This window comes from Enterobacter sp. JJBC, assembly GCF_036936505.1.
In the GTDB taxonomy this organism is placed as follows: Bacteria; Pseudomonadota; Gammaproteobacteria; order Enterobacterales; family Enterobacteriaceae; genus Enterobacter; species Enterobacter hormaechei_C.
In genome coordinates, this window is the sequence record NZ_CP136935.1 from 4520960 (window position 1) to 4536870 (window position 15911).

Annotated in this window: 19 protein-coding genes; 15 read left to right on the plus strand and 4 right to left on the minus strand. The window is 59.8% G+C overall.

The genetic code is table 11. The features are described from left to right. Nucleotides 1-10: 10 nt before the first annotated feature. The 4 genes from RY075_RS21780 to tusA form a co-directional block, all read right to left on the minus strand. Entirely contained in the window at nucleotides 11-1297 is a 1287-nt protein-coding gene (locus RY075_RS21780) for a TRAP transporter large permease (RefSeq protein WP_022649674.1), read from the minus strand. A gap of 10 nt (nucleotides 1298-1307) precedes the next feature. After that, entirely contained in the window at nucleotides 1308-1817 is a 510-nt protein-coding gene (locus RY075_RS21785) for a TRAP transporter small permease (RefSeq protein WP_032103648.1), read from the minus strand. Nucleotides 1818-1829: 12 nt separating this feature from the next. Continuing rightward, complete coding sequence (locus tag RY075_RS21790) at nucleotides 1830-2801, minus strand: TRAP transporter substrate-binding protein (protein ID WP_302378234.1); 972 nt, start codon at nucleotides 2799-2801, stop codon at nucleotides 1830-1832. A 234-nt stretch (nucleotides 2802-3035) separates the two neighbouring features. Beyond that, the gene (tusA, locus tag RY075_RS21795; RefSeq protein ID WP_000130627.1) at nucleotides 3036-3278 is read right to left on the minus strand and encodes a sulfurtransferase TusA; all 243 of its coding nucleotides are present in this window, start codon (nucleotides 3276-3278) and stop codon (nucleotides 3036-3038) included. A gap of 169 nt (nucleotides 3279-3447) precedes the next feature. Between tusA and RY075_RS21800 the strand changes: the two genes are divergently transcribed. The 15 genes from RY075_RS21800 (at nucleotide 3448) to RY075_RS21870 (ending at nucleotide 15911) form a co-directional block, all read left to right on the plus strand. Beyond that, nucleotides 3448-4113 (plus strand): 7-cyano-7-deazaguanine/7-aminomethyl-7-deazaguanine transporter, encoded by a 666-nt coding sequence (locus RY075_RS21800; RefSeq protein ID WP_003861274.1) that lies wholly within the window; start codon nucleotides 3448-3450, stop codon nucleotides 4111-4113. A gap of 72 nt (nucleotides 4114-4185) precedes the next feature. Next, a complete protein-coding gene (locus tag RY075_RS21805) occupies nucleotides 4186-4743 on the plus strand; it encodes a DcrB family lipoprotein (protein ID WP_003861272.1) in 558 nt (185 codons plus the stop codon). Between the two features lie 135 nt (nucleotides 4744-4878). After that, a complete protein-coding gene (locus RY075_RS21810; RefSeq protein WP_003861270.1) occupies nucleotides 4879-5928 on the plus strand; it encodes an AI-2E family transporter in 1050 nt (349 codons plus the stop codon). 125 nt (nucleotides 5929-6053) lie between these two features. Next, complete coding sequence (locus RY075_RS21815; protein ID WP_017384119.1) at nucleotides 6054-6776, plus strand: beta-ketoacyl synthase chain length factor; 723 nt, start codon at nucleotides 6054-6056, stop codon at nucleotides 6774-6776. Further along, nucleotides 6773-7588: a lysophospholipid acyltransferase family protein gene (locus RY075_RS21820; protein WP_109948867.1), complete on the plus strand. Its 816-nt coding sequence runs from the start codon at nucleotides 6773-6775 to the stop codon at nucleotides 7586-7588. The genes RY075_RS21815 and RY075_RS21820 overlap by 4 nt, the downstream gene beginning before the upstream one ends. Beyond that, nucleotides 7569-7826 (plus strand): phosphopantetheine-binding protein, encoded by a 258-nt coding sequence (locus RY075_RS21825; RefSeq protein WP_003861263.1) that lies wholly within the window; start codon nucleotides 7569-7571, stop codon nucleotides 7824-7826. Before RY075_RS21820 ends, RY075_RS21825 begins: the two co-directional genes overlap by 20 nt. Before the next feature lie 11 nt (nucleotides 7827-7837). Continuing rightward, on the plus strand, nucleotides 7838-8089 hold the full coding sequence (locus RY075_RS21830) for an acyl carrier protein (protein WP_003861262.1): 252 nt from the start codon (nucleotides 7838-7840) through the stop codon (nucleotides 8087-8089). Next, the gene (locus RY075_RS21835; RefSeq protein WP_003861260.1) at nucleotides 8061-8660 is read left to right on the plus strand and encodes a hypothetical protein; all 600 of its coding nucleotides are present in this window, start codon (nucleotides 8061-8063) and stop codon (nucleotides 8658-8660) included. The genes RY075_RS21830 and RY075_RS21835 overlap by 29 nt, the downstream gene beginning before the upstream one ends. Then, nucleotides 8653-9999 (plus strand): AMP-binding protein, encoded by a 1347-nt coding sequence (locus tag RY075_RS21840; protein WP_003861258.1) that lies wholly within the window; start codon nucleotides 8653-8655, stop codon nucleotides 9997-9999. Before RY075_RS21835 ends, RY075_RS21840 begins: the two co-directional genes overlap by 8 nt. Continuing rightward, complete coding sequence (locus tag RY075_RS21845) at nucleotides 9986-10336, plus strand: hydroxymyristoyl-ACP dehydratase (protein WP_003861256.1); 351 nt, start codon at nucleotides 9986-9988, stop codon at nucleotides 10334-10336. Before RY075_RS21840 ends, RY075_RS21845 begins: the two co-directional genes overlap by 14 nt. Then, on the plus strand, nucleotides 10327-12018 hold the full coding sequence (locus RY075_RS21850; protein WP_003861255.1) for a glycosyltransferase: 1692 nt from the start codon (nucleotides 10327-10329) through the stop codon (nucleotides 12016-12018). The genes RY075_RS21845 and RY075_RS21850 overlap by 10 nt, the downstream gene beginning before the upstream one ends. A gap of 3 nt (nucleotides 12019-12021) precedes the next feature. Then, entirely contained in the window at nucleotides 12022-12444 is a 423-nt protein-coding gene (locus RY075_RS21855; protein WP_006812302.1) for a thioesterase family protein, read from the plus strand. Beyond that, entirely contained in the window at nucleotides 12441-13046 is a 606-nt protein-coding gene (locus RY075_RS21860; RefSeq protein WP_023323845.1) for an outer membrane lipoprotein carrier protein LolA, read from the plus strand. Before RY075_RS21855 ends, RY075_RS21860 begins: the two co-directional genes overlap by 4 nt. Then, entirely contained in the window at nucleotides 13015-15336 is a 2322-nt protein-coding gene (locus RY075_RS21865) for an MMPL family transporter (RefSeq protein ID WP_109948866.1), read from the plus strand. The genes RY075_RS21860 and RY075_RS21865 overlap by 32 nt, the downstream gene beginning before the upstream one ends. After that, a complete protein-coding gene (locus tag RY075_RS21870; protein ID WP_045329987.1) occupies nucleotides 15333-15911 on the plus strand; it encodes a DUF3261 domain-containing protein in 579 nt (192 codons plus the stop codon). Before RY075_RS21865 ends, RY075_RS21870 begins: the two co-directional genes overlap by 4 nt.

Genomic DNA, 15911 nt, shown 5'->3' on the forward strand with positions numbered 1-15911 from the left:
GCCGCACGCATCACTGCATCCCTAGCAGCCCCGGCAACCACAATGAAATCGCCGGGATGTACGTCACCATCCCCAGCACCACCAGCAACATACCGTAAAACGGCAGCATCGCCCGCACCACGTGCTCGATCTTCTGCTTACTCACCGCGCTCGCCACAAACAGCACCGATCCGACCGGCGGCGTGATCAGCCCAATCCCCAGGTTCACCATCATGATCATCCCGAAATGCACCGGGTCGATACCCAGTGCATTGGTCACCGGCAGCAGCACCGGGGTCAGGATCAGGATGATCGGCGCCATGTCCATCAGCGTGCCAATCAGCAGCAGCATGATATTGAGGTACATCAGGATCACGTATTTGTTATCGGAGAGCGACGTGAAGAATTCGGTGATGCGCATCGGCAGCTGCATGTAGGTCATTACCGCGCCAAACGCCGCGGCAAAGCCAATCAAAATCATCACGATGGTGACGGTTTTCACCGTGCGGCACATCAGCTTCGGCAGTTCGCTCCATTTATAGTCGCGGTAGATAAACATGGTGACGAAAAACGCCCACAGGCAGGCCACGGCGGCAGATTCGGTCGCCGTGAATATCCCGGACAAGATCCCGCCGAGGATAATCACCACCGTCATCAGCCCCCACAGGGCATCGAGCATGATTTTCAGCGCCTGCCTGAACGGGATTTTGTCCCCCTTCGGATAGCCGCGCTTGCGGGCGAAGCACAGGCAGAGCACCATCAGGCTCACGCCCAGCAGCAGGCCCGGCAGCACGCCCGCGATAAACAGCGTGGCGATGGAAACCGTTCCCCCTGCCGCCAGGGAGTAAATCACCGAGTTGTGGCTGGGCGGGATCAGGATCGCCTGCACCGACCCGCTGGCCGTCACCGCCGCCGCGTATTCGCGCGGATAGCCCTTCTTCTCCATCTCCGGGATCATCACGCTGCCGATAGACGCCGTATCCGCCACCGACGAGCCGGAAATCGCGCCGAAGAACGTTGATGCCACGATGTTCACCAGCGACAGCCCGCCGCGAATAAAGCCGACAAAAACGTACGCGAAGTTAACCAGCCGTCGGGCAATACCCCCTTCCGCCATGATCGCCCCGGCAAGAATGAAGAACGGGATCGCCAGCAGGGTAAATTTATTCACTCCACTGGTGATCTGGATCATCAGCGCCTCCAGCGGCAGGTCAATCCACAGCGCGCCCGCCACGGCGCTTAAGCCGACGGCGAAGGCCACCGGCATCCCCAGCGCCAGCAAAATGGCGAGGGTGAATAACAAAACAAAAGCATCCATTGTTCACCCCTTAACTGTGATTGCCGATCAGCACGACCGGACGGTTTTCCTGCGAGCCAAACAGCAGGCGTTCAAGCACAAACAGGATCAAAATGGCCGACCCGACAGGCAGCGGCAGATAGCTTTCGCCGGAGGTCAGGAGCGGAAACTCCGCCACCGGCTGCTCCCACAGCTCGACGCACAGCCAGTAGCTGTACCAGCACATCAGGCCGGAGATGAGCAGCATCAGCAGATCTACCACTCGCGCGCACACTCTTTGCAGCGACGCGGGCAGGCGGTCGGTGAGCATGTTGACCGCGATATGCGACCCGGCGCGATAGCTCACCGCCGCGCCGATAAAGGTAAACGTCACCATGCAGATAATGGCGATCGGCTCCGGCCAGGATTCGCCGCGATTGAGCACATAGCGAGAGAAGATGCCAATGGGGATCACAATCGTCATCACCAGTAGCGAGAGACCCGCCAACACCATGGCGAGCAGGTACAGACGGTCCATCCACTTCAGGTAGAGTTCGGACATACGTACTCCGGCTTACTGAACGTCAGCGATGGCTTTCATCAGATCCTGATGCTTATCGCCATACTGCGCGCGCACCGGCTCTGTCGCCTTGATAAACACCGTTTTATCGATGTCGTGGAACTGCACGCCGCCGGCCTTCATTTTCGCCAGCGCCTGGTCGTTATACGCATTCCACAGCTTGCGCTGCTCGAACTGCGCTTCGCGGGCCAGCGTCAGGATCTTTTGCTGTTCGTCAGCGCTGAGCTTGTCCCATTTCACTTTGGAGTAGAGCAGCATTTCCGGGGTGATGAAGTGGCCGCTCAGCGTGTAGTTTTTGGCGACCGGCATATAGTTGTGGGCGATAAAGGTTGGCGGGTTGTTCTCCGCGCCGTCGATCACCCCGGTCTGCATGCCGCTGTAAACCTCGCTGACGCCCATCGCCACCGAGTTCGCCCCCATCGCTTTCAGCGTGGCCAGCGCCACCGGGCTGCCCTGCACGCGGATTTTCTTCCCTTTCAGACCGTCCGGTTTGACGATCGGCTCTTTGGTGATCAGGTTGCGGGTGCCGGAATCCATCCAGCCAAGGAAGACCAGACGCGATTTCGGGTTGGCGGTGAGTTTGTCGCCGATCTGCTTGCCGATATCCCCGTCAATCACCTTGTGCATGTGGTCTTCATCGCGGAATACGTAGGGCAGGGTAAACACTTCGATATCCGGCAGGATGGCGGCCACCGGCGCCATGGAGACGCGGATCATGTCGATCGCCCCCATCTGCGCCTGCTCAATCATCTGCTTTTCATCCCCCAGCACGCCGCCGGGGAAGACCTTAATCTCCAGCTTGCCATCGGTTTGTTGTTTGAGTTTTTCACCCATGTGCTGGACCGCCACCACGTTCGGGTAGCCTTCGGGATGCACATCGGCGGCTTTAATGGTCTGGGCAGAAACGGTGCAGGCGAAAGCAGTCAGACACAGCGCGGCCAGTAACGGCTTGAGGGTCGTTTTCATTAAGTCAACTCCAGGGTAGTGAGATAAGCGTTAAAACGATGTTTTAGTTTTTGACGCTTAAAAATTAGACTACGGCTGGAAAAGGGAGGGTGAAGCGCCTCACAAAAAGCGCGAAATTTTGAAACGATGGTTCGAAATTGTGATGAGTACTTGTCGGGTGGCGGCTGCGCCTTACCCGACCTACTACACCCGTAGGCCCGTGCAAGCGAAGCGCCGCCGGGCGTGAGGCCGCACTTACCCCTTACGAATCAAATACCGGTACGGCAAGGTCTCGGTTTGCTGCGCCACCAGTTCATGTTCCATAAAGGTACAAAAGCCGGGGATATCACGGGTGGTAGCCGGGTCATCGGCGACGATCAGCAGCGTTTCGCCACTCTGCATGTTACGGACGGTTTTACGCACCATCATTACCGGCTCCGGGCAACGGAGGCCCTGAGCATCAAGCGTGTGGTCTGGGCTGGAAAACAGGTCGGTCATTTTCTTCTCGTTCAGGTAAAAACGGCTGTAGTTTACGCCCCGCTATCGCCAATGCAAACCAGGTTAACGATTGCGTGAAAATTAGCCATTGCAAAGTGTCGTCAAAGCAGTATCATGCGGCGGCTTTATTGGGTTCCCTCACCCCAAATATTAATCAAAAAGGTACAATATGAACTCCTTTACACAATCGCAGCGCGTCAAGGCGTTGTTCTGGCTTTCGCTATTTCATCTGCTGGTGATCATCTCCAGTAACTATCTGGTACAGCTTCCCATCTCCATTTTTGGTTTCCATACCACCTGGGGCGCGTTCAGTTTCCCGTTTATTTTCCTTGCGACGGATTTAACCGTGCGTATTTTTGGCGCACCGCTGGCGCGGCGGATTATTTTTGCGGTGATGATCCCGGCACTGTTTGTCTCCTACGCCATCTCCTCGCTGTTTTACATGGGAAGCTGGCAGGGCTTCGAAGCGCTGACGCACTTCAACCTCTTCGTCGCGCGTATTGCCACCGCCAGCTTTATGGCCTACGCCCTGGGGCAGATCCTCGATGTCCACGTGTTTAACCGCCTGCGTCAGAACCATCGCTGGTGGATGGCGCCAACGGCCTCCACGCTGTTCGGTAACGTGAGCGATACGCTGGCCTTCTTCTTCATCGCCTTCTGGCGCAGCCCGGACGCCTTCATGGCAGAACACTGGATGGAAATCGCTCTGGTGGACTACGCCTTTAAGGTGCTTATTAGCCTGGTCTTCTTCCTGCCGATGTACGGCGTACTGTTGAATATGCTGCTGAAAAGGCTGGCAGATAAATCTGAAATCTCCGCATTGCAGGCAGGTTAAGGGTTCGCTTTATCAGTTGTGATAAGATGAACGAATGAGCCGTTATGGCCGTTTATCGAAAGGAAGAAGTCAATGCGCAATCTGGTTAAATATGTCGGGATTGGCCTGCTGGTTGTTGGCCTTGCAGCCTGTGATAACAGCGACACCAAAACGCCTGCTCAGGGCGCGTCAGCAGAAAGCAACGCCACCGGTCAGCCGGTGAGCCTGATGGATGGCAAACTCAGTTTCTCTCTGCCCGCGGACATGACCGACCAGAGCGGTAAGCTGGGTACCCAGGCGAACAATATGCACGTCTATTCCGATGCCACCGGCCAAAAAGCGGTGATTGTGATCGTCGGTGACGATACCAGCGAAGATCTGGGCGTGCTGGCCAAACGCCTGGAAGATCAGCAGCGCAGCCGCGACCCGCAGCTTCAGGTGGTCACCAACAAGTCTGTTGAACTGAAAGGCCACACGCTGCAACAGCTGGACAGCATCATCTCTGCCAAAGGCCAGACCGCGTACTCCTCCGTGGTGCTCGGCAAGGTGGACAATAAACTGCTGACCATGCAGATCACCCTGCCGGCAGACAATCAGCAGAAAGCGCAGACCGCCGCTGAAAACATCATTAACACCCTCGTGATCCAGTAATCGTTCACCGGGATGCCGTGGCCTCCGTCGCTTGCGCCGGGGGCCATTTTTTTGCCACGACTTTCAGACTAACGCTCCAGACGAAGCCCATCCGGCGCACTACAATTAACACGCCCCCCGGAAAAAGGAATTCTTATGACTGCCAGCCCGCCCGACAAAGCCGGACTTCATATTTTATTAAAACTTGCCTGCCTGGTGGTTATCCTTGCGGGTATCCACGCGGCGGCGGATATCATTGTTCAGCTTCTGCTGGCGCTGTTTTTCGCCATTGTGCTCAACCCGCTGGTGACATGGTTTTTACGCCGGGGCATCAGCCGCCCGGTCGCGATTACCATTGTGGTGATGGTGATGCTGGTTGTCCTGACGGCGCTGTTCGGCGTGCTCGCCGCCTCGCTGAGCGAATTTTCCACCATGCTGCCGCAGTACAATAAAGAGCTGACGCGCAAGCTGGTCGATCTTCAGCGCATGTTGCCGTTCGTGAATCTGCATATCTCACCGGAACGGATGCTGCGCCGGATGGATTCCGAGAAGGTGATGACCTACGCCACCACGTTGATGACCGGGCTTTCAGGGGCAATGGCCAGCATTCTGCTGCTGGTGATGACGGTGGTGTTTATGCTTTTCGAAGTGCGCCACGTGCCGTATAAGCTGCGTTTTGCCCTGAACAATCCGCAGATCCACATTGCTGGCTTGCACCGCGCGCTGAAAGGCGTATCCAAGTATCTGGCGCTGAAAACATTGTTAAGCCTGTGGACCGGCGTGATTGTCTGGCTGGGGCTGGTACTGCTGGACGTGCAGTTCGCGCTGATGTGGGGCGTGCTGGCGTTTTTACTGAACTACGTACCCAATATCGGCGCGGTGCTTTCCGCCGTTCCGCCGATGATCCAGGCGTTCCTGTTTAACGGTTTTTATGAGTGCATGCTGGTAGGGGCGCTGTTCCTCGTCGTGCATATGGTGCTGGGTAACATTCTTGAGCCGCGCATGATGGGCCACCGTCTGGGCATGTCGACGATGGTGGTGTTTTTATCGTTACTGATCTGGGGATGGCTGCTGGGTCCGGTGGGCATGCTGCTCTCCGTGCCGCTCACCAGCGTCTGTAAAATCTGGATGGAAACCACGAAAGGAGGCAGTAAACTCGCCATTCTTCTGGGTCCGGGTCGGCCAAAAAGCCGTTTGCCGGGATAACCGGGTGGAAAGGGTCAAAAGTGACGTTTATTCGCCAGCGCGACGACAACATTGTACGATGTGCGCAGTAAATCGCGCTGGCGAAGAAAAAGTCACAGAAACAGGTTTATCGCGGACGCGCGTAGATGAAATTTACACTTACCCTTATCGACTGGCAGGCAAGAGCGCCAGGACTCAGCGATGCCGACGAATGGCAGGCATGGTCACGCCGGTCTGACGCCATCGATCCCGCTGCACCGCTGGCGAAACTGACCGATCTGCCGATGATGACCGCCCGCCGCCTGAATTCAGGCAGCAGGCTGGCCGTCGATCTTGGCCTGATGATGCTGCGCAAACACCGCATCGATGCCGTCGTCTACAGCAGCCGTCATGGGGAGCTGGAGCGCAATTTCCGTATTCTCCAGGCCCTGGCGGCAGAACAGCCCGTTTCCCCCACCGATTTTGCCATGTCGGTACACAACTCGGCGGTCGGCAATCTCACTATCGCCGCGCGTCAGCCTGTTGTCTCTTCGTCGGTTTCCGCCGGTATGGATACCTTCCAGCAGAGCTTGTGCGACGTGCTGAGCCTGCTGCATGCGGGCTACTCCCGCGTATTGCTGGTGGATTTCGACGGTCTGCTGCCTGATTTTTATCACGCCGGGTTGCCACCGCAGATGCCCGTCTGGCCCTACGCGCTGGCGCTGGTGATTGAAGCCGGAAATACGCTCAGCTGTGAAACGCACGTCAACCGCACGCCTGAAGAGCCCGCGCTGCCGCAAAGCCTCCAGTTCCTGCGCCATTACCTGCGGGACGAGCGCCAGTTCACCCTGCCGGGCGAGCGCCTGCTGTGGCAATGGACGCGCCAATGAGAGGGTTACGTTCCCGCCTCGATCGGTTATGGCGGATGCTGATGACCGGATTGTGCTTCGCCCTGTTCGGCCTCGGCGGACTGACGCTGTCGCTGGTATGGTTTAACCTGCTGCTGATTTTCCAGCGCGACCGCACCCAACGTCGCCGCCTGGCACGCCGTACTATTTCTGCCAGTTTTCGCCTGTTCCTCGCGGTGGTACGCGGTGCAGGGGTACTGGATTACCGTTTCAACAACCTGGACGTTCTACGCGCCGAGCGGGGCTGTCTGGTGATTGCGAATCATCCCTCGCTGCTGGACTACGTTCTGCTGGCGTCGGTGATGAACGAAACCGACTGTCTGGTGAAAAGCGCGTTGCTGCGTAACCCGTTCGTCAGCGGCGTGATCCGCGCGGCTGACTATCTGATTAACAGCGAAGCCGACACGCTGCTTGCCGCAAGCCAGCAGCGTCTGTCCCAGGGCGACACCCTGCTTATCTTCCCTGAAGGCACCCGCACCCGGGTGGGGGAAGTCATGACCCTGCAACGTGGGGCGGCGAATATCGCCGTTCGCTGCAACAGCGCCGTGCGCGTGGTGGTGATCCACTGTAGCGAACGGATGCTGGATAAACAGAGCAGCTGGTATAACGTGCCCCCCAACAAACCTGTTTTCACCGTGGATGTTCGCGAACGCATCAACATTCATGATTTTTATGATGCGAGTCAGCACGAACCCGCGCTGGCAGCAAGGCAGTTAAACCGGCATATGCAGCATCAGTTAACAACCGGTCTTCAATCTTTGTCAGGAACGAAAGATGCAAGCGCTCTATCTTGAAATTAAGAATCTCATTATCTCTACACTGAATCTGGAAGAACTTACCCCAGAGGATATTGATACAGACGCCGCGCTCTTTGGCGACGGCCTCGGTCTGGACTCAATCGACGCCCTTGAGCTGGGGCTGGCGGTAAAAAATCAGTACGGCGTAGTGCTTTCTGCCGAAAGTGATGAGATGCGTCAGCACTTTTATTCCGTTGCCACGCTCGCGGCTTTTATCCATCAACAACGCGCCTGAGAATGACCGCTATGACAGAACAACAAACGATTTATCAGGAAGTCTCTGCGCTTCTTATTACGCTGTTTGAAATCGCCCCGGAGGATATTACCCCTGAGGCACGTCTTTACGAGGATCTGGACCTCGACAGCATTGATGCCGTCGATATGGTGGTGCACCTGCAAAAGAAAACGGGCCATAAAATCAAGCCTGAAACCTTCAAAGCGGTGCGCACGGTGCAGGACGTCGTGGACGTTGTGGAACAGCTTCAGCGCGACGCGTAACGTGCGTTCGATTCCAGTTCTTCCCGCCCTGACGGGGCTGATGCTGCTGGCATGGCCGTTTTTGATCGGCTTCGGGCTGGCGAATAATAGCCTGCACGGGATACTGCCCGTGATGGCGCTGGTGCTGCTGATGCGCGTCTGCCAGGCCCGTCGGCAGGGCGGCCCCCTGCGTTATCTGTTCGTAAGCGTGGCGCTGGCCGGCATAGCGCTTTGCGCGGCGAGCTACGTCCTGCACGCGCACCAGTGGGTGCTGTTATATCCGGTGGTGGTGAATCTGGTGATGCTGGTGGTGTTTGGCGGTTCGCTGTGGACGGCAATGCCCGTCGTCGAACGGCTGGCGCGCCTGCGTGAACCGGACCTCTCCCCCGTCGGGGTACGTTACACGCGCCGGGTTACCCAGGTCTGGTGCGGCTTTTTTATTATCAACGGGGCGATCGCGCTGTTTACCGTATTACACGCCGATATCCGTCTGTGGACGCTGTGGAACGGGATGATTGCCTATCTCCTGATGGGCACGCTGATGGCTGGCGAGTGGCTGGTGCGACAACGGGTGAAGAAAAACGATGCTTAACCCTCTTCCGCTTAGCCAGTGGCTCAGTGCGCCCCGCCCTGACGACACCCCTGTCGCCTGGCAGGACGACCATCTCTGGACGCTTGGCGATCTGCGCCACGACGTCACTCAGCTGGTCGACACGCTGCGTCGTGAAGATGGCGAGCGCTGGGCGCTGTGCATCGAAAACGGCTATCTGTTTATTGTCGCGCTGCTGGCGACGCTGCATGCGGGTAAAACGCCGGTCCTCCCCGGGCACAGCCGGGCGGCGCAGCTTAACGAACAGCGGGCGCTGTTCAGCGGCGTCCTGAGCGACACCACGCTCGATTTTCAGGGGCAACAGCTGCGGGTGGCTTCCGCTCAGCGGGCAGGCCATCCCTTTTCACCGCTGCCTGCCATCGGTGAGATGCGCACGATCGAGCTTTACACCTCCGGCTCGACCGGCACGCCGCAGCGGGTGAGTAAGCCGGTGGTCAGCCTGGACCGTGAGGCTCGTCTTCTGGCGGCGCATTTTGGCGAGCGTCTGGCGGGCTGTCACGTCGTGGCTTCCGTGGTGCTGCACCACCTGTATGGCCTGACGTTTCGTGTCGTCTTACCCATGGCGCTCGGCCTGCCGCTGCACGCCAGCCTGCTCAACTATGCCGAGCAGCTCTCAGCCCTTCCCGACGATAAACGCTATCTTTTCATCAGCAGTCCGGCGTTTCTCAAGCGGCTGGACGCGTCACTGACGCCGCCCCCCGTCAACCTGCTCTTCTCCGCTGGCGGCGCGCTGCCCTGGCAGGAGGTCGCCGCGGTTCAGGCCTGGCTCAACGTCTGGCCGGATGAAATATACGGCAGCACGGAAACAGGCGTAATGGCCTGGCGCTATCGTCAGGAGGAAAGCACCCGCTGGCAACCTTTCCCCGGCGTGACGTTTCACGGCGATCGCGTGATGTCGCCGCTGATCCCCGAGGTGGAGGGGGTCGTGCTGGATGATATCCTGCACTTCACGGCTGACGGGCAGTTCAGCCTCGTCGGGCGCCGCGGTCGGGTGGTCAAAATTGAAGATAAACGCATTTCACTCGATGACATTGAGCGCCGCCTGTTGGCGCTGGACGGCATCCGCGAGGCCGCCGCGCTGACGGTGACGCGCGGCGGGCGTCAGGGCATTGGCGTATTGCTGGTGCTGAATGAAGCGGTGCGTCAGCAACACGAACAGGGCAAAAAAGCGCAGGAGCTCGCCTGGCGATGCGCCCTTCGCCCCTGGCTTGAACCGGTTGCCGTGCCGCGCTACTGGCGGATCGTTGATGAAATCCCGGTCAACAGCATGAACAAGCGCGTGACTGCGCAGCTACAGGAGTTGTTTCATGAAGATCCCTGAAATCGGGCGCCTCCAGCCCGATCCACAGCATCTGGAGATAACCTTTTATCTTGATCCTGACCTGCTCTGGTTTAAGGGACATTTCGCCGTACAGCCGCTGCTGCCGGGCGTGGCCCAGCTCGACTGGGTAATGCATTACGCTGCCGCGCTGGCGCCGGGCTACCGTTTTCACAGTATTCAGAACGTGAAGTTCGCCGCCCCGCTGTTGCCGGAGAATACGGTCACGCTGCTCCTTGCCTGGCAGCCCGAACGCGAGATGCTGACCTTTAGCTACCAGCGCCATGCGGGTAACGAGCGCCACACCGCCAGCAGCGGGAAGATTCGCTTATGTCAGTAACCTTCCGTCCCTGCGTGCTGATCCCGTGCTATAACCACGGGGCGATGATGGCTTCGGTGCTGGCGCGCCTGGCGCCTTTCGATCTGCCCTGTCTGGTGGTGGACGACGGCAGCGATGAAACCACGCGCCGCACGCTTGAAGCGCTGGCGGCGGATCGTCCGCAGGTCACGCTACTGCGGCTGGCCGAAAACAGCGGCAAAGGCGCGGCGGTGATGCAGGGGCTGAAAGACTGCGCCGATCGCGGCTTCACCCACGCCGTTCAGGTGGACGCTGACGGCCAGCACGCTATCGAAGACATCCCCAAACTGCTGGCGCTGGCCGAACGCCATCCCGATGCGCTCATTTCCGGGCAGCCCGTTTACGATGACTCGATCCCCCGTTCGCGCCTGTACGGCCGCTGGATAACGCACGTCTGGGTCTGGATTGAAACCCTCTCCCTGCAACTGAAAGACAGCATGTGCGGGTTTCGCGTTTACCCTATAGCCCCGGTTTTGCGCCTTGCAGCAACCACGCCGCTCGGCAGGCGAATGGATTTTGATACCGAAGTGATGGTGCGCCTCTACTGGCAGGGCAACACCAGCTATTTTCTGCCCACCCGCGTGACCTATCCGCCGGACGGGGTATCCCATTTCGATGCCCTGAAAGACAATGTGCGCATCTCGTTGATGCATACCCGTCTGTTTCTCGGCATGCTGCCGCGCATTCCTTCCCTGCTGATGCGTCGCCGCTCGCAGCACTGGGCGCAGCAGCAGGAGGTGAAAGGATTATGGGGCATGCGCCTGATGCTGCGCGTCTGGCAGCTGCTGGGGCGTAAGGCGTTTACCGCCCTGCTGTGGCCGGTTACGGCCGTCTACTGGCTAACCGCCCGCGCTGCGCGTCAGGCATCGCAGCAGTGGCTGGCGCGGGTTAAAACGGTGATGGCACAGCGGCAAATGCCGCAACCCGCACGGCTTAACAGTTTTTCCCACTTCCTGCGCTTCGGTCATGCCATGCTGAATAAAGTGGCCAGCTGGCGCGGCGAAATGAAACTCCATCGCGATCTGGTCTTTGCGCCAGGCGCGCAGGAGGCGCTGGGGCTCGACGATCCTCAGGGCAAACTGCTGCTCGCGTCGCATCTTGGCGATGTGGAAGCCTGCCGGGCGCTGGCCCAGCGCGAAGGGGCGAAAACCATCAACGCGCTGGTCTTTAGCGACAACGCCAGACGTTTTAAGCAGGTGATGGAGGAGATGGCGCCGCAGGCGGGCATTCACCTGATGCCGGTCACCGACATTGGCCCGGAGACCGCCATCCTCATCAAAGAGAAGCTGGATCGCGGCGAATGGGTGGCGATCGTGGGCGATCGCATTGCCGTCACCCCGCAGCGCGGCGGCAGCTGGCGGGTGATATGGAGCGAATTTATGGGCCAGCCCGCGCCGTTCCCGCAGGGGCCGTTTATCCTGGCGTCCATTTTGCGCTGCCCGGTGGTGCTGATTTTTGCCCTCTGTCAGCAGGGAAAGCTGACCCTGCACTGCGAGCCGTTTGCCGACCCGCTGCTGCTGCCGCGCGGCGAACGCCAGCAGGCGCTACAGCAGACCGTCGACCGCTATGCGGAGCGGCTGGAGCATTACGCGCTCTTGTCGCCGCTCGACTGGTTTAATTTTTTCGATTTCTGGCAGCTGCCAGAGATCAACGAGAAGGAGTAAAGGGTGCTGACCGATCCCCGCTTTACGGCTGAAGTTGAAATCACCGTTCCGTTCCACGACGTCGATATGATGGGCGTGGTGTGGCACGGCAACTACTTCCGCTACTTTGAGATTGCCCGCGAAGCGCTGCTCAACCAGTTTGATTACGGCTATCGCCAGATGAAAGCGTCCGGCTACGTCTGGCCGGTGGTGGATACCCGGGTGAAATACCGCGACGCGGTGACCTTCGAGCAGCGCATTCGCGTCCGCGCCCACATTGAAGAGGTTGAAAACCGTCTGCGCATCGCCTATCAAATCTTCGACGCGCAAACCGGGAAACGCACCACCACCGGCTACACCATTCAGGTGGCGGTGGAAGAAGCAAGCCGGGAGATGTGCTTTGTCAGCCCGGCCATTCTGTTCGAACGCATGGGGATCGCGCCATGAAATGGATAACGCTACTCGCGCTGCTGGTAAGCCCGCTGGTGAACGCGGTCACGCTGGATGAACTGCAACAGCGGTTTGCGGAGCAACCGGTAGTGCGCGCACACTTCGAACAGATACGCACGATCAAGGACATGCCTCAGCCCCTGCGCTCGCAGGGGGAGATGCTAATCGCCCGTGACAATGGCCTGCTGTGGGATCAAAAAGCGCCGTTCCCGATGACGCTGCTGCTGGATGACAAACGGATGGTGCAGATCGTCAACGGTCAGTCGCCGCAGACCATTACCGCCGACACTAACCCGCAGATGTTTCAGTTCAACCATCTGCTGCGGGCGCTGTTCCAGGCCGACCGCAAGGTACTGGAAGAGAACTTCCGCGTCGATTTCAAAGACCTGGGCGAAGGCCGCTGGTCGCTGGTGCTGACGCCCGTCACCACGCCGCTGGACAAGATTTTCTCCACCCTTGATTTGAAGGGCGCGATCTATCTGGAATCCATTCGCCTGAACGATAAGCAGGGCGACACGACGGATATCGCCCTCTCCCGCCACCAACTGACGCCCGCCCGCCTGACTGATGCAGAACGCCAGCGCTTTGCCGCACCGTAACGCCCTGCGCCCGGCGCTGCTGTGGGCCGCGGTATGCCTGATCCTGCTGGGCGTGCTGCTGTCGCTGCTGCCTGGCGCGCGGCTGAACAGCAGCGTGCTCGCCATGCTGCCGAAACAGACGCTCGGCGCGATCCCTCCCGCTCTCAACGACGGATTTATGCAGCGCCTCGACCGCCAGCTCATCTGGCTGGTCAGCCCCGGCAAACAGCCGGACCCGCGCGTGGCGCAGCAGTGGTTAACCCTGCTGCAACGCAGCCAGGCGCTGAGTGTCGTAAAAGGTCCGCTGGATGCCGCCGGGCAACAGGCCTGGGGAGATTTCTTCTGGCAGCACCGCAATGGCCTGGTCGATCCGGCCACCCGCGCCCGCCTGCAAAACGGCGGTGAAGCGCAGGCTCAGTGGATCCTGTCCCAGCTCTACTCCGCCTTTTCCGGCGTGAGCGGCAAGGAGCTGCAAAACGATCCGCTGATGCTGATGCGCGGCGCGCAGCTCGCGCTGGCGAAGAACAGCCAGAAGATGCAGCTGATGGACGGCTGGCTGGTGACAAAAGATGCGGCCGGGAACTATTGGTATCTGCTACACGGCGAGCTGGCGGGCTCGTCGTTTGACATGCAGCAAACCCACCAGCTGGTGACCACCCTCAACGCGTTGCAGCAGACGCTGAAAAGCCAGTATCCACAGGCGCAGCTGCTCTCGCGCGGGACGGTGTTCTACAGCGATTACGCCAGCCAGCAGGCTAAAAACGATATTTCCACGCTTGGCGTCGCCACGGTGCTCGGGGTGATCCTGCTGATTGTGTCGGTGTTTCGCTCCGTGCGTCCGCTGCTGCTGAGTCTGCTCTCCATTGCCATCGGCGCGCTGGCGGGGACGGTCGTGACGCTCCTGCTGTTCGGTGAGCTGCACCTGATGACGCTGGTGATGAGCATGAGCATCATCGGCATCTCGGCAGACTATACGATTTACTACCTCACGGAGCGGATGGTGCACGGCGCGGAACACTCGCCCTGGCAAAGCCTGGCGAAGGTACGTAACGCGCTGCTTCTGGCGCTGCTGACCACCGTCGTGGCGTATCTCTTCATGATGCTGGCCCCCTTCCCCGGCATTCGTCAGATGGCGGTGTTCGCCGCCGCAGGGCTGAGCGCCTCGTGCCTGACGGTAATGTTCTGGCATCCGTGGCTGTGCCGGGGCATGCCGGTCCGCCCGATCCCCCTGAGAGGGATGATGCAGCGCTGGCTGGACGCCTGGCGCGACGGTAAAGCCCTCTCCGTCGGGCTGCCGGTAGCACTGGCGCTGCTCTCCGCCATCGGGATCGCCAGCCTGCGGGTGGATGACGATATCGCCCGGCTTCAGGCGCTGCCGCAGGACATTCTGGCGCAGGAAAAAACCATCACCGCCCTGACCGGGCAAAATGTCGATCAGAAGTGGTTCGTGGTGTACGGCGCGTCGGCTCAGGAAACGCTGGAGCGGCTGGAGGCGTTTACCCCGGCGCTGGCGCAGGCGCAAAAAGCCGGAGAATTAACCCGCTGGCGCACCCTGCCGCTGAACTCGCTGGCGCGGCAGAACAGCGATCTGCAACTTCTGCGTAACGCCGCGCCGACGGTGACGAAAATGCTGCAAAGCACGGGGCTGAATGCCGTCGCCCCGAATCTGAACGCCATGCCTGTCAGCGTGGAAGCGTGGCTCGCCAGCCCGGCCAGCGAGGGCTGGCGTTTGCTGTGGCTGACGTTGCCGGACGGCAAAAGCGGTGTGCTGGTCCCGGTCGATGGCGTCAGAAACAGCGCCGCGCTCGGTGAGCTGGCCACCCGCCATCCCGGGGTCGTCTGGGTTGACCGTAAGGCCAGCTTCGACAGCCTGTTTGCGCTCTACCGCTCGCTGCTGTCGGGGCTGCTGGGCGTGGCGCTGGCGGTGATTGCCGGCGGCGCGATGCTACGTCTCGGCTGGCGAAAAGGGCTGGTGGCGCTGGTGCCGTCCGTGCTGTCGCTGGGCGGCGGGCTGGCGGCGCTGGCCGTGACGGGCCATCCGGTGAACCTGTTTTCCCTGCTGGCGCTGGTGCTGGTCCTCGGCATTGGCATCAACTACACGCTGTTTTTCAGCAACCCGCGCGGCACGCCGCTGACCTCCATGCTGGCGATTACCCTCGCCATGATGACCACCCTGCTGACGCTGGGGATGCTGGTATTTAGCACCACTCAGGCCATCAGCAGCTTTGGCATTGTGCTGGTGAGCGGTATCTTCACCGCGTTCCTGCTCGCCCCGCTGGCGATGCCGTCTAACAAAGAGAACTTACCATGACCCGTTTCATTCGCCTGGCGGCAGTGATGATGGCCCTGTTGCTGGCGGGGTGTAGCCATACGACGAACCGCGATGACGCGCGCCCTCAGGCCTGGCTCCAGCCCGGCACCCGCGTCACGCTGCCCCCGCCGGGCATCACGCCTGCCATCCGCTCGCAGCAGTTGCTTACCGGCAGTTTTAAAGGCCAGACCCAGTCGCTGCTGGTGATGCTGAACGCCGACGGAAATAAAGTGACGCTTGCCGGCCTCTCCTCCGTCGGGATCCGCCTGTTCCTCGCCACCTACGACGACACCGGGATCCACACCGAGCAGTCGGTTGTGATGCCGCAGCTGCCGCCCGCCAGCCAGGTGCTGGCCGACGTGATGCTGAGCCACTGGCCGCTCAGCGCCTGGCAGCCGCAGTTGCCGAAAGGCTGGACGCTGAACGATACTGACACCAGACGCGAACTGCGCAACCCCGATGGCAAGCTGGTCACGGAAATTGCCTACCTGAACCGTAACGGCAGGCGCGAACCGATTAGCATTGTGCAGCACGCTTTTCACTACCACATCACCATTCAATATCTGGGTGACTGA

Coding starts and splice junctions, on each gene's coding strand:
- RY075_RS21780 (WP_022649674.1), bottom strand. CDS start 1,297: ATGGATGCTTTTGTTTTGTTATTCACCCTCGCCATTTTGCTGGCGCTG.
- RY075_RS21785 (WP_032103648.1), bottom strand. CDS start 1,817: ATGTCCGAACTCTACCTGAAGTGGATGGACCGTCTGTACCTGCTCGCC.
- RY075_RS21790 (WP_302378234.1), bottom strand. CDS start 2,801: ATGAAAACGACCCTCAAGCCGTTACTGGCCGCGCTGTGTCTGACTGCT.
- tusA (WP_000130627.1), bottom strand. CDS start 3,278: ATGACCGACCTGTTTTCCAGCCCAGACCACACGCTTGATGCTCAGGGC.
- RY075_RS21800 (WP_003861274.1), top strand. CDS start 3,448: ATGAACTCCTTTACACAATCGCAGCGCGTCAAGGCGTTGTTCTGGCTT.
- RY075_RS21805 (WP_003861272.1), top strand. CDS start 4,186: ATGCGCAATCTGGTTAAATATGTCGGGATTGGCCTGCTGGTTGTTGGC.
- RY075_RS21810 (WP_003861270.1), top strand. CDS start 4,879: ATGACTGCCAGCCCGCCCGACAAAGCCGGACTTCATATTTTATTAAAA.
- RY075_RS21815 (WP_017384119.1), top strand. CDS start 6,054: ATGAAATTTACACTTACCCTTATCGACTGGCAGGCAAGAGCGCCAGGA.
- RY075_RS21820 (WP_109948867.1), top strand. CDS start 6,773: ATGAGAGGGTTACGTTCCCGCCTCGATCGGTTATGGCGGATGCTGATG.
- RY075_RS21825 (WP_003861263.1), top strand. CDS start 7,569: ATGCAAGCGCTCTATCTTGAAATTAAGAATCTCATTATCTCTACACTG.
- RY075_RS21830 (WP_003861262.1), top strand. CDS start 7,838: ATGACAGAACAACAAACGATTTATCAGGAAGTCTCTGCGCTTCTTATT.
- RY075_RS21840 (WP_003861258.1), top strand. CDS start 8,653: ATGCTTAACCCTCTTCCGCTTAGCCAGTGGCTCAGTGCGCCCCGCCCT.
- RY075_RS21845 (WP_003861256.1), top strand. CDS start 9,986: ATGAAGATCCCTGAAATCGGGCGCCTCCAGCCCGATCCACAGCATCTG.
- RY075_RS21850 (WP_003861255.1), top strand. CDS start 10,327: ATGTCAGTAACCTTCCGTCCCTGCGTGCTGATCCCGTGCTATAACCAC.
- RY075_RS21860 (WP_023323845.1), top strand. CDS start 12,441: ATGAAATGGATAACGCTACTCGCGCTGCTGGTAAGCCCGCTGGTGAAC.
- RY075_RS21865 (WP_109948866.1), top strand. CDS start 13,015: ATGCAGAACGCCAGCGCTTTGCCGCACCGTAACGCCCTGCGCCCGGCG.
- RY075_RS21870 (WP_045329987.1), top strand. CDS start 15,333: ATGACCCGTTTCATTCGCCTGGCGGCAGTGATGATGGCCCTGTTGCTG.